This window comes from Streptomyces sp. NPDC056296 (assembly GCF_042268605.1).
GTDB lineage: Bacteria > Actinomycetota > Actinomycetes > Streptomycetales > Streptomycetaceae > Streptomyces.
This window is the reverse complement of sequence record NZ_JBHJRX010000064.1, coordinates 1-13164: the sequence shown is the minus strand read 5'-3', so window position 1 is coordinate 13164 and position 13164 is coordinate 1. Positions and strand designations below refer to the sequence as shown.

General features: G+C 74.2%; 6 protein-coding genes and 2 pseudogenes. 4 read left to right on the top strand and 4 right to left on the bottom strand.

From position 1 onward, the window contains the following. Nucleotides 1-62 precede the first annotated feature (62 nt). Together ACFCZF_RS34285 and ACFCZF_RS34280 are read left to right on the top strand one after the other, a co-directional pair. Nucleotides 63-836: pseudogene (locus ACFCZF_RS34285) on the top strand (MFS transporter); the annotation flags it as partial. 91 nt (nt 837-927) lie between these two features. Further along, a complete protein-coding gene (locus ACFCZF_RS34280; protein WP_376674958.1) occupies nt 928-1500 on the top strand; it encodes a DM13 domain-containing protein in 573 nt (190 codons plus the stop codon). 46 nt (nt 1501-1546) lie between these two features. Here ACFCZF_RS34280 and ACFCZF_RS34275 read toward each other — a convergent pair whose 3' ends face one another. From ACFCZF_RS34275 to ACFCZF_RS34265, 3 genes and pseudogenes are all read right to left on the bottom strand, one after another. Further along, nucleotides 1547-2776: a geranylgeranyl reductase family protein gene (locus tag ACFCZF_RS34275; protein WP_376674957.1), complete on the bottom strand. Its 1230-nt coding sequence runs from the start codon at nt 2774-2776 to the stop codon at nt 1547-1549. Nucleotides 2777-2836: 60 nt separating this feature from the next. Next, entirely contained in the window at nt 2837-6646 is a 3810-nt protein-coding gene (locus tag ACFCZF_RS34270) for an SDR family NAD(P)-dependent oxidoreductase (protein WP_376674956.1), read from the bottom strand. Between the two features lie 91 nt (nt 6647-6737). Beyond that, nucleotides 6738-9292 (bottom strand): annotated as a pseudogene (locus ACFCZF_RS34265) (type I polyketide synthase); the annotation flags it as partial. 320 nt (nt 9293-9612) lie between these two features. Here ACFCZF_RS34265 and ACFCZF_RS34260 point away from each other — a divergent pair. Both ACFCZF_RS34260 and ACFCZF_RS34255 read left to right on the top strand, forming a co-directional pair. Further along, nucleotides 9613-11409 carry a gamma-glutamyltransferase family protein gene (locus tag ACFCZF_RS34260; protein WP_376674955.1) on the top strand — a complete coding sequence of 599 codons (1797 nt, stop codon included), beginning with the start codon at nt 9613-9615 and terminating at the stop codon, nt 11407-11409. Nucleotides 11410-11517: 108 nt separating this feature from the next. Next, nucleotides 11518-12363, top strand: a complete 846-nt coding sequence (locus ACFCZF_RS34255) for an inositol monophosphatase family protein (protein WP_375920940.1) — start codon at nt 11518-11520, stop codon at nt 12361-12363. Here ACFCZF_RS34255 and ACFCZF_RS34250 read toward each other — a convergent pair. Beyond that, the gene (locus ACFCZF_RS34250) at nt 12299-12973 is read right to left on the bottom strand and encodes a hypothetical protein (protein WP_376674954.1); all 675 of its coding nucleotides are present in this window, start codon (nt 12971-12973) and stop codon (nt 12299-12301) included. The genes ACFCZF_RS34255 and ACFCZF_RS34250 overlap by 65 nt on opposite strands. Between the last annotated feature and the right edge of the window lie 191 nt (nt 12974-13164).

Genomic DNA, 13164 nt, shown 5'->3' with positions numbered 1-13164 from the left:
CCTAGGCCACCCCTCGCCTCGTTTCTTGCTTCCTTTCCTTTGTGGTCCCCCCCTCGCCCCCCCTCCCCCCCCCCCCCACCACCGTGGTCTGCTTCGCCCTCTCGGTCCTGATGTGCCGTCGGCTCTCGCCCGTGCCGCCCATTGAGCACGCGGCCAAGCCGTCATGGCGCGGTATCGCCGAAGGGGCCCGGTACGCCTGGTCCAGGCCGGTGCTGTTGGGCACCTACGCGGTCGACCTCGCGGCGATGTTCTTCGCCTTCCCGAACACGATCTTCCCCTTCCTCGCGGACGAACTCGACGCCGACTGGTCCCTGGGCCTGATGTACGCGGCCGGGTCCGTCGGCTCCCTGCTGGTCAGCCTGACCAGCGGCTGGGTGTCCCGGACCCGACGGCACGGTCTGCTGGTGGTGTTCGGCGCCGCCGGCTGGGGCCTGGCCATGGCCGCGGCCGGCTGGACGTCACACATCTGGCTGGTGCTGGTGTGCCTCGCGCTGGCGGGAGCGGGGGACATGCTGAGCGGGCTGGGACGCTCGACCATCTGGAACCAGACCATTCCCGACCGCCTGCGCGGCCGGCTCGCGGGCATCGAGGTCCTCTCCTACAGCATCGGCCCGCAACTCGGCCAGGTCCGCGCCGGAGCGATGGCCGGCTGGACCGGCGCCCGCCCGGCGATCTGGACCGGCGGACTCGCCTGCGTCGCCGCGGTGGGCCTGCTCACCACGGCACTGCCCAAGCTGCTCAGTTACGACGCCCGAACCGACGAGGACGCGGCACGCCGGCGTGCCGCCGCGGGCGGCCCCGTGGACCCGAGCCCGGTCGCGGGCGACGTGGCGTAAGCGATCCGTCATACTTTCCGGCCCCTGTGTGCGCCGTCGGCCGCGTTGAATGGAGGTGTCGACGGAGGATCATCGAAAGGCGGGGCGGGACATGGCGCGTGGGCTGAGGAGACCGGGCAGGCGGTTGGTCGTCGCGGTGCTGGCGGTGGTCGTCGCCGGGGCAGGCCTGGGGCTGTACTGGTTCCAGCCGTGGAAGCTGTGGCAGGACGAGACCGTGGACGAGGCGCTGCCGGCCGCGCAACCGGCGTCGTCCTCCCCTCCCGCCACCTCCGCCACCGGTCCGGCCCCGTCGCCGAGCGTGGCCGCGGGGCCCCGGACACTGGCCGGCGGCGAGCTGATCAGCCACGAGCACAGCACTTCCGGCAAGGTCGGACTGGTGCGGCTCGCGGACGGCTCCCATGTCGTACGGCTGGAGAACCTGGACACCAGCAACGGCCCGGACCTGCGGGTGTGGCTGACCGACGCGCCGGTGAGGGAGGGCCGGGCCGGCTGGCACCTGTTCGACGACGGTGAGTACGTCAGCCTCGGCAAGCTCAAGGGCAACAAGGGCAGCCAGAACTACGTCGTACCCGCTGATGTCGACCTGTCCCGGTACACCAGCGTGAGCATCTGGTGCGACCGCTTCGACGTCTCCTTCGGCGCCGCGGAACTCGCCCGCGTCTGATGCCTGCCGCCTGGCGCGGGCGGCGCCGCACGTCGAAGGGAGCGCATCAGGGACGGGCAGGCTCGCGGGAGAGCGTTCCCGCGGGCCCGAAGGGGAGCCGGGTGGCCAGGACGGCGGCGCTGCGCGCCATGGGCGTGGCCATGATCCCGGCCACGCTGGTGCGGCCGGCGATGTAGGCGTCGAGACGGCGCCACGCCGGAGGCAAGCGGGTCAGGGCGGTGTGGACGAGGCCGGGGTTGCGTGCGAAGAGGTCCATCAGCGTGCTGCTGGCGCTCATTTCGGCGCCGAGGACGCCATCGATCTCCCGTGCGTAATGGTCGGCGGCGGTGCTCGCCTCCGGCTCGGCGGCGGTGACGAGGCGGGCGCAGGCGCGGCCCGCGAGGTCTCCGGAGCGCAGCGCGTAGGAGATGCCCTCCCGGGACCAGTGGTCGACGAGAGCGGCGGCGTCACCGGCGACGAGGACGCGCCCGCGGGCCAGCGGGGAGTCGGGGCGGCGGCATCGGGTCAGGTGGCCGGTGTCGTGGATCGGAGGGGGGCCGACGAGTCCGTGGCGGGTGAGGAAGTCGTCCTTGTAGGCCCGCAGAGCCGCGGGGTTGCCCCGAGCCGCCACCACTCCGGCGGTGCAGACGTCTCCCTTGGGGAAGACCCAGCCGAAGGAGCCCGGCAGCGGACCCCACTCCATCAGGAGACGGCCCCGCCACCGGTCGGCGGTCCGTTGGTCGACCGGCACCTCGACCTCCAGCGCGAGGTCGACCTGCGCGCACCGCACTCCCACGTACCGTGCGACTCGGCCGGCGCTGCCGTCGGCGCCCACGACGGCTCGGGCGCGGAGCGTGTCGCCGCGGTTGGTCTTCACCGTGACGGTCTCTCCCTGTTGTTCCAGGGAGGTCAGCGCGGTGCTGTCCCGTACCTTCGCTCCCGCCGCCGCGGCGGCTTCGGTCAGCGCGGCGTCGAGCTCGCTGCGGTAGACCATGGCGATGGTCGGGGACGCGGAGGTGAGAGTGCGCTCCTTGCGGCCGTTGAGCGCGAAGGTGAACTGCCGGGCCGTGTCGTAGACCTTCAGAGGCAGGCCGGGGGGCAGGGCGGCGAGGGACGCTCCGATGAGGCCGCCGCCGCAGGTCTTGTAGCGGGGGATGGCGGCGCGCTCCAGCAGGAGGGTCTCACAGCCGTTCTCGGCGGCGACGCGGGCGGCGGTCGCGCCGGCCGGGCCGGCCCCGACGACGATCACGTCCCAGATGTCGGACGTGCGGGTGGGAGCGGGGGTGGGAGGAGGCATACGAGGGTCACCTAGCGTTCGGGTGCTACGGGTGGGCGGGGGCCGTGGGCTCGGGACGGCTTACGAGGTGGCGGCCGGTTCGGCTTCGGGACGCGCCTCGTCCTGTCCCTCTTCGGGGTCGAGGCGGGCCAGGAGGTAGCGGGTGAGCGCGGAGGCCGTCGGGTGGGTCCACATCACCGTGGTGGGGATGTCCAGGGCCAGTTCGCGTTGCAGGCGGTTGCGCAGGGCGATGGCCATCAGGGAGTCCAGGCCGAGCGTCACCAGGGACGCGTTGGCGTCGAACCGGTCGGTCCCCAGCCGCAGCACCGCGGAGATGTGTTCGACGATCTGGGGCTGAAGGATCTGCTGACGCCGCTGGGGGCAGTCCGTCTCCCGCAGGGACGTCAGCAGGGCGCTGCGGGAGCCACCCGGGTCCGCGCCCGCGACCGGTGCGGCCAGCTCGGCGAAGAAGGCGGTGCGGGCTGTGGCGGGAAAGGACTCCAGCCACCGCGCCGTGTCGACGGGTGTGTAGGCGGTGCGGTCGCGGTCGTGGGAGAGGACGCGTTCCAGGGCGGCGATGCCCTCGTCGGGCGCGATCATGGCGTAGCCGCGTTCCGCCATCCCGGCGCCGCGGCCGACCTCCGCCCACGGCCCCCAGTTGACGCAGGTGGCCGGCAGCCCCTGGGCCCGGCGCCAGGAGGTGAACTCGTCCAGCCAGGCGTTGGCGGCCGCGTAGGCGCCCTGACCGGGGTTGCCCAGCAGTGACGCGGCGGAGGAGAAGGTGACCCACCAGTCCAGCTCCTGGCCGCCCGTGGCGTGGTGGAGCAGCCAGGCCCCGGTCGCCTTGGGGCGCCAGACCCTCTCCAGGAGGGCGGGGGAGAGGTTGGCGACGGTGGCGTCCTCGACGACGGCCGCGGCGTGGACGACACCGCGCAGCGGGTGCCCCGTGGCCACGGCGGCCCGTACGAGGGTGTCGGCGACGCCCGGCTCGGCGAGGTCCCCGCACACCACCTCGAAGCGGGTGCCGAAGGCGGTGGTGAGGGCGTCGAGGGCGGCTCGGGTGGCCGGGGCGGGGGTGCTGCGGGAGGTGAGCACCACGGCCGCGGCGCCCCGCTCGGCCAGCCACCGGGCGACCAGGAGCCCCAGTCCACCGAGGCCACCCGTGACCAGGTAGCCGGCGTCGGGCCGTACGACGGGGACGTCCTCCGGTCGCACGGGCAGGGTGCCGGCGCCCTCGGTGGGCCAGGTGAGGACGAGTTTGCCGGTGTGCCGGGCGGATGCCATGGCGTGGAAGGCCGACGACGCCTCGGTGACGGGGTGCGCGGTGACGGGCAGCAGCGGCAGGGCGCCGTCCGCGAGCATGCCGGTCAGGGCGCGGTAGCCCTCGGCGAGCAGTTCCGGGTCCTGCTGCATCATCATCAGCACGTCGACGCCGGCGAAGGTGACGTTGCGGCGGAAGGGCAGCAGCCCCAGACGGGTGTTGGCGTAGATGTCCCGCTTGCCCAGCTCGACGAACCGGCCCCGGTGCGCCAGCAGGCCGAGACCGGCGGACTGCGCCGGACCGGTGAGGGAGTTGAGCACGACGTCGACGCCGCGGCCCTCGGTGAGATCGCGCACCTGGTCGGCGAAGTCCAGGGTGCGGGAGTCCATGACGTGTGCGACGCCCAGCTCGCGAAGGTACGCCCGCTTGGCCTCGCTGCCCGCGGTGGCCCAGACCTCGGCGCCACAGGCTCGCGCGAGGTTCAGCGCGGCCAGACCGGTGCCGCCGCTCGCCGAGTGGATGAGCACCTTCTCGCCCCGCCGGAGCCGGGCCAGGTGCCGCAGGGCGTACCAGGCGGTCAGGTAGGCGCACGGCAGGGCCGCGGCGTCCTGCGCGCTCATCCCGTCCGGCACCGGCAGGAGGCAGTCGGCGCGGACGGACGCGAAGGAGGACATGACGGTGGACTGGCCCTGGTCCACGAACATCGCGGCGACCCGGTCGCCCACCGCCACGTCCCGGACGCCGTCGCCGACGGCGGTGACCACGCCCGCGCCGTCGAACGCGCTGACGTCGCCGCGCTCCTCGCCCGCGCTGAAGCGCTGGTAGACGCCCATGGCCTGGAGCACGTTGATGAAGTTGACGCTGGTGGCGTCGACCCGCACCTCGACCTCGCCCGGTCCGGGCCGGTGGCGCGACTGGGCGACGAACTCGAAGGAGTCCAGGTCACCGGGGCGCGCGAGGTGCAGGGCCACCCGGTCGCGCGCGCGGTCGACGGTGCGCAGCCGGCGCTCCCGCTCGTCCAGCGGGGCGTTGCGCAGCCGGGCCAGATGACGTGTCCCGTGCCGGTAGGCGACCTCGTCCTGCTCGTCGGGGCAGGACAGCAACTCCTCGGCCACGTCCGTGACCGGCGTCCGCGGGTCGATGTCCAGGACGCCGGGGCGCAGTTCGGGGTGCTCGTAGCTCAGGACCCGCACGAGCCCGCGCAGACCCGCCTGTCCCAGGTCCGGCCGGTCCTCCGGCGCGACCTGCTGCGCGGCGCCGGTGACGGTCCACAGACGCGGCACCGCTCCGCCCCCCGCGGTGTCCGCCAGCGCGTGGGCCGTCGCCACCAGGCGGGCGACCCGCTCGCGTGCCAGGCGGTCGGGGTCAGGGAACGCGCTGCCGGGTGCCGGCAGGTACACCACCGCCTGCGGCGCCTGCTCGCCGGCCCAGGACGGCAGCACCGACGCGGGGCCGTCCTGCGGGGCCGGCGTCCGGACGTCCACCGTGGCGCCGCGCTCCTCCAGGGCACTGCCCAGCACGGCCGCGAACGACTCCCTCCCGGGTTCCGCCAAGAGGACCCAGGTTCCCGTCGCCGGCCGGGGTCCGGGGCGCTCGCACGGTTCCCAGGACGTCCGGAGCAGACGGCGGTCGAAGCGCTCCTCGGCGCTCTCGGCGGGTACGTGGCGGAACTCCACTCCGGTGGCGTCGGCGACCACGGACCCGTCGTCGGCCCACAGCCGGAAGTCGGCGGTGCAGCCGTCGCCGTCCGTCGACCGGAGCGTGACCAGACAGTACCCGCTGAGCGGGAACGCTCCGTACAGCCGCAGCGCTTCGACGCGCCGGGGCAGGATGCCGCCCGCGGGCACGGTACCGGTGCGCAGTACGACGCCCGCGACGGCCTGGAGGCAGGTGTCCAGCATGACGGGATGGCAGTGCAGGGCCTGCGCCCCGGCCCGGCCGTCGTCGGGCACTCGAAGACGGGCCAGGAGGCGGGCGCCCGCCCGGTCCGCCGGTGCCCCGTCCGCGTGCAGGGACTGCAGGCCGAGGAAGGGCGGCCCGTGGTGCACGCCGCGCTCCTCGCGCATCTGCCGGTAGACGTCCGCCGCGTCCACGGCGTGCGGGAACTCCGTCAGCAGCCGCTGCGGGTCGCAGCCCCGCGGTACGGACCCGTCCTCGGGCGTGACGTGCAGGGCCGCCTGGGCGTGCCGGACCGAAGTACCGTCGGGAGCCGTGCTGACCACTCGCCAGTGGGCCCTCTCCGGGCCGGCCGCCTCGGCGGTGGCGGTGACCGGTGTGCCGTCGGCGCTCGGCAGCAGCAGCCGTTCCAGATCGATGCCGGTGAGGCGCAGGCGCTCCGGGCCGACGCCGTAGAGGTCCGAGGCGGCGGCGACGGCCATCTCGCACAGAGCCGAGCCGGGCACCACGGCGACGTCGTTGACGCGGTGGGCGTCCAGCCAGGGCAAGGTCGTGGGGGAGACACGGGTCTGCCACAGATGACGGCCCTCGCCGTCGGGGTCCGCGGTGTGCGGTCCGGTGAGCGGGTGCGAGGCGGGCGAGGCGTGCGCCCCCGCCGACTGCCGCAGCGGGGAAGGATCGACGACGTACCGCGTGCGCTCCCGTGGTCGGCGGTACGTCGGCCAGGGCGCCATCGCCGTAGCGGTCGGCCCAGTCCAGCGGGTGACCGGCGCAGTGCAGCGCCGCCACATGGGTGTGGAACGCCAGCGCGTCGTCGGTGTCGCGCAGCAGGGAGGGCACGACCACGGTGTCGCTGTGCGCGTGCGCGGTGAGCGTGGCCTGCACCGGGTGGGCCAGCACGGGGTGCGGCCCGATCTCGACGAACAGCCGGTGCCCGTCCTCGGCCGCGGCGCGCACCGCGTCGGCGAAGCGCACCACCCCGCGGAGGTTGTCCGACCAGTAGGCGGAGTCGAAGGCGACGTGCTCGCGCGGATCGTCGGTGACGGTGCTGTAGAAGGCCGTCCCCGGCGTCCTGCCGGTCACCTCGGTGAGCGCGTCGGCCAGGTCGGGCAGGATGGGGTCCATGTGGGCGGTGTGCGAGGCGACGTCCACCTCGATGACGCGGATGCCCACGCCGCGCGCGTCCCACTCCTCGGCGAGACGGCGGATGCGGTCCGCGTCACCGCCCACGACGGTGTTCTCGGGCGACGCGACGACCGCGACGCTCACCCCGCGCACCTCCTGCTCCGCCAGCAGCCGCTCGACCTCGGCACGTCCCAGAGCGACCGAGGCCATCAGGCCCTGTCCGGCCGTCCGCAGGATCAGCCGCGACCGGCGGCAGATGACCCGTACCCGTCCCGGACGCTCAGCGCTCCCGCGGCCACCGCGGCGGCGACCTCTCCCATGGAGTGCCCGATCACGGCCGCCGGTTGGACCCCGTGGGCCCGCCACATCGCCGCCAGACCCAACTGGATGGCGAAGATCACCGGTTGTACCCGGTCGAAGCCGGTCACCACCTCGGGGCGGCGCAGGGTCTCCCGGAGCGAGAAGCCGGACTCCTCGGCCACGAGCGGTTCGAGTTCGTCGACGACCCGGGTGAACTCCGGTTCCCGGTCGAGGAGTTCCTGGCACATACCCGCCCACTGCGAGCCGTGCCCCGAGAAGACCCACACCACGCCCTGCCCGGCGTCGTCCGGCACCGCCCTGCCGGTCGCCACCCCGGCGGGAAGCGCCGTCCCGGCCGCCAGTTCCTCCAGCCGCGCCACCAACTCCGGCCGGCCGGCGGCGACGACGGCGGCCCGCTCCCGGGACGGCGAGCGACGCACGGCGAGTGTGTGCGCCACATCGCCCAGCGGGACCTGTGACCCTTCTCCCCTCAGCCACCGCGCCAGGCGGTCGGCCGCGGACCGCAGGGCGACGGGCGTGCCGGCGGACAGCGGGAACACCCGCGGCGTCTCGACGGGCCGGGGCGCGCCGGACTCGTCGGCCGGGACCGGACGGGCCGTGCGCCGGGCGGGGGAGGGCGAGGGAGGTTGCTCCAGCACGATGTGCGCGTTGGTGCCGCTGATGCCGAAGGACGACACCGCGGCCAGCCGGGCACCGTCCCGCACCGGCCACTCGGTCGTGTCGGTGGGCACGAACAGCCGGGTGCCGTCGGCGTCGATCTGCGGGTTCCAGTCCCGGAAGTGCAGGCTGGCCGGCACCATGCCGTGGCGCAGGGACGCGATGGCCTTCAGCAGACCGGCCACGCCCGACACCGGTTCGGTGTGGCCGATGTTCGTCTTCACCGAACCCAGCGCGCACCGGTCGCGGCCCTTGCCGTACACGGCCGCCACCGCGGCGAACTCGATGGGGTCGCCCACCGCCGTGCCCGGACCGTGTGCCTCCACCATGCCGATGTCACCGGCCTCGACGCCCGCGCGCTCCAGCGCGAGACGGTAGAGATCGATCTGCGCGGGCTCCGAGGGAGCGCTCAGCCGTGTGCCCCGCCCGTTCTGGTTGACCGCCGTGCCGCGCAGCACCGCCAGTACCCGGTCCCCCGCCCGTACCGCGTCCGACAGGCGCTTGAGTACGACCACGCCGCAGCCCTCGCCGCGCACGTAGCCGTCGGCGGCGGCGTCGAAGGCGTGGCAGCGGCCGGTGGGGGAGAACACCCCCCACAGCGCGGGGGCGATGACCCCCTCGGGTCCCAGGGTCAGCATGGCGGCCCCCGCCAGGGCCACGTCCGACTCACCCGTCCGCAGGCTCTGGCAGGCGGAGTGCACGGCGACCAGCCCGGAGGCGCAGGCGCTCTCCATGACGACCTGAGGTCCCCTGAGGTTCAGCATGAAGCCCACGCGGCCGGGACCGATGCTGTCGAAACCGGTGTACATCGCGTAGGCGTTGACCTCTTCGAGAGGCCGCTGCACACGCAGCATGTAGTCCTTCTGGTAGATCCCGAAGAACATGCCCGTCGGCGTGCCCGACAGCCGCTGGGCCGGGATGCCGGCGTGCTCGATGGCCTCCCAGGCCACTTCGGACAGCAGCCGGTGCTCCGGGTCGACCCAGGGCGCTTCCTGCGCGTTGATCCCGAAGAACTCCGGCTCGTAGGCGTACACGTCGTCGTCCAGGAAGCAGCCGTACCGCAGCCGGGCCGCCACCTGGGCGGGCAGACCGGCCAGCTCCGCCTGCTCCCACCGCTCCCGGGGCACCTCCCGCACGGTCTCCCGCCGCGCCATCAGCAACCGCCACAGCGAGGCGAGCGACCTGGCCTCACCGGGGAACCGGCAGGCGGCTCCGACCACCGCGACCGGCTCGTCCTGGCCCGCTCCGGTGTCCTCTGCGTCGGGTTGCACATGCATGAGCGGTCCGTCCTTCACCACGAGGAAGCCAGGAGGCGCCCGACTCCCGGCACGCTCTCCGCCACGCCGTCCGGTCGATCGTGCGGGGCACTGCCATTTCGGCAGGTGGCCGGGTCCGGGCCAAGGACGTACGACGTCCGAGTGGGAGCGCGTCGCAGGGTGCCAATGCCTCAACGCACCCAATTCAGCCGCTTGGTCGGGTGCTTGAAGGATCATCCTCGGGCGGGCGATAGTCTGCCGGGGAGCCCGTTCCGTCACGCGGAGACAGTGAGGTGAGAGGCATCTTCACCACCCGACCCACGCTTCAAGGATCCTTCGGCATGGTGTCCTCCACCCACTGGCTGGCCTCGCAGTCGGCCATGGCGGTGCTGGAGGACGGGGGCAACGCCTATGACGCCGCCGTGGCCGGTGCCTTCGTGCTGCACGTCGTCGAGCCGCACCTCAACGGGCCCGCCGGTGAGGTGCCGATCCTGCTCGCCCCCGCGGGCGGCGAGGTGCGGGTGCTGTGCGGCCAGGGCGTGGCACCGGCCGGGGCGACGGTCGCGCACTACAAGGGGCTCGGTCTGCGTCTCGTCCCCGGCACCGGACCGCTCGCCGCCGCCGTGCCCGGTGCCTTCGACGCCTGGCTGCTCCTGCTGCGCGACCACGGCACCAAACCGCTCGCCGACGTGCTCAAGTACGCCATCGGCTACGCCGAGCACGGGCACGCGCCCGTGGAGCGCTTCACGGAGACCGTCGAGACCGTACGGGAGCTGTTCGCGACCGAGTGGACGTCCTCGGCCGAGGTCTACCTGCCGGACGGACACCCGCCGCGCCCCGGCGCGCTGTTCCGCAACCCCGCCCTCGCCGCCACCTGGAAACGGCTGCTCGCCGAGGCCGCCGGAGCGGGGGGCCGGGAGGCGGAGATCGACGCGGCTCGGGAGGTCTGGCGCACCGGGTTCGTCGCCGAGGCCCTCCTGCGGCAGGCCGGGCGGCCCACCATGGACACCAGCGGCGAGCGCCACACCGGCACCCTCACCGCCGCCGACCTCGCCGGCTGGTCCGCGTCCTACGAGGCTCCCGCGACGTACGACTGGAACGGCTGGACCGTGTGCAAGGCCGGCCCCTGGAGTCAGGGCCCCGTCCTGCTCCAGCAACTCGCGCTGCTCCCGCCCGAGCTGCCCCGCTACGGTTCCGCCGACTACGTCCACCTGCTGGTCGAGGGCTGCAAGCTCGCCATGGCCGACCGGGAGGCCTGGTACGGGGACGCGGACGGCGCGGCCCGGGTGCCGCTCGACGACCTGCTGTCGCCGGAGTACAACGCGGCACGGCGGGCGCTCGTCGGTGACAAGGCCTCCTTCGAGCTGCGGCCCGGCAGCCCGGGCGGACACGCCCCGCGGCTCAGCGCCCACGCGCGCGTGGCGGCCGTGGAGGCAGAGGGCTTCGACGCCCTGGGGGTCGGCGAGCCGACGGTCGCCAAGAGCCCGACGTCACCGGTGCCGGGTGAACCGGACGTCACCGCCGACGGGGGCACCCGCGGCGACACCTGCCACCTCGACATCGTGGACCGCTGGGGCAACATGGTGTCGGCCACGCCCAGCGGCGGCTGGCTCCAGTCCAACCCCGTCGTGCCCGAACTGGGCTTCCCGCTCGGCACCCGGCTCCAGATGACCTGGCTGGAGGAGGGCCTGCCCAACTCGCTCACCCCGGGCCGCCGGCCGCGCACCACGCTCACGCCCTCCATCGCCCTGCGCGACGGGGTGCCCGTCATGGCGTTCGGTACGCCCGGCGGCGACCAGCAGGACCAGTGGCAGCTGCACTTCCTGCTGGCGGTCGCGCTGCGCGCCCCGGTGCGCGGCGGCCTCGACCTCCAGGGCGCGATCGACGCGCCGAACTGGCACAACGACAGCTTCCCCGGGTCGTTCTTCCCGCGCGGCATGCGGGCCGGGAGCGTCACTGTGGAGTCCCGCATGCCGGCGGAGGTCGTCGAGGAGCTGCGGCGCCGCGGGCACGACGTGACGGTCGGCGAGGCCTGGTCGGAGGGGCGCCTGTGCGCCGTCGCGCGGAACCCGGAGACGGGCGTGCTGTCGGCGGCGGCGAACCCGCGCGGAATGCAGGGCTACGCGGTCGGCCGCTGACCTCCGTACCGGGTGGTCACGGACGCCCGCACCTCATGTTCGTGCCGATTCCACCCGGAGTACACCACCCGGGTGGGGATTGTCAGTGGGGCGTGCTCTCATGGAGGCATGATCGAGAACAACGAAACCATCGACGAGTTTCTCGCCCGGCACGCCGACGAGGTGGAGGAGGCCGTCCGCAAGGCGGCCGCCCTGGAGATCATGCCGCGCTGGCGCCGGCTCGCGGCACACGAGGTCGACGAGAAGGCCGGCCCGCACGACCTGGTGACGGACGCCGACCGCAAGGCCGAGCTGTATCTCACCGAGGTCCTGGCCGCCCTGCTGCCCGGCTCGGCCGTGGTCGGCGAGGAGGCGGTGCACGCCAACCCCGCGTCGTACGAGGCGATACGCGGCGAGGCACCGGTGTGGATCATCGACCCCGTCGACGGGACGCGGCAGTTCGTGCACGGCGACCCGGGCTTCTGCACGCTGGTCGCGCTCGCCCACCACGGCGTCGTGCACGCCTCCTGGACCTACGCCCCCGCCGACGACCGACTCGCCACGGCCGTACGCGGGCGGGGCGCCTTCCTGGACGGCGAGCGGCTGTACGCCGGCCCGCCCGAGCCCGGCCGTGACCTACGGGTCGCCACGTCCCACCCGGACTACACGACGGACGAGCAGAAGCACGCCCTGACCGGCCTGCGCACCCCGGGGGTGGCCCCTCGTCCCTGCGGCTCGGCCGGACTGGAGTACCTCGCCGTCGCCCGCGGCGAGTCCGACGCCACGGCGTTCTCCTGGGAGGCCGCGTGGGACCATGCCGCGGGCCTGCTCCTGGTCGAGGAGGCGGGCGGCACCCACCTGACCCGCACGGGCGAACCCTTCCGGATCACGGGCGACAACGAACTGCCGTTCACCGCGGCCCGCGACGCGGCCACGGCCCGCCAGGTGGTGGCACTGCTGTCGGGCGAAGCCTGATCTGCAGGTCGGGGCGCTCCGGTCGGACGTCGAAGCGGATCTGGACGACCTCGAACTCGGTCACGGTCCCCACGGGCGGCCAGTCCTCGCCGCGCGGGGGTAACTGTCCGAAGTCGACGAAGGCCCGCCCGGGCCGGTCGATGTCCACCACCAGCCCCGTCAGGCCTGGGCCCCACGGCAGGGCGGTGACCGTGCCCGTGACCAGCGATCCCTCGGGCAGCGGGCCCGTGCGGTGGCGGGTGAAGTGCCGGTGCCGCCGCGCCGTGACCCAGGCCCGCTCGAACTCGGCGCCGGTGACGTCCTCGGCGCCGGGCGGCACCTCGACCGGGCCGTCCGTCAGCACGCCGTACACGGTCTCGTAGAGCCGCACGCCGTCCGGCCCGAACCGTTCGAGCGTCAAGCGGAGATCGTCGCGAGAGGCCGCCACCGACGCGCCGCCTTCGGTGACCCCGCCCATGCGGCAATCCGTGCGGTAAAGGGGGTCCCCGGCGGGCGGGACCGGCAGCGACCGGTCGAACGCGGCCTGCCGCAGCGCGTGCCCGTCCTCGCCGATCTCGTACCAGAGCCAGAGCCCCTCCCGGGGGCCGGGGAAGCGTGTCCGACGCGTCATCCGTCGGACCCTATCCCGCGACCCGTCCACCCGGCCCGCTCCCGTCCGCCTCAGCCCCTCGGGCCCGCCTCAGTCCCTCGGGGGCCCGCCCCAGGGCCTCGGGCCCGCCTCAGTCCCTCGGGGGCCCGCCCCAGGGCCTCGGGCCCGCCTCAGTCCCTCGGGGGCCCGCCCCAGGGCCTCGGGCCCGCCTC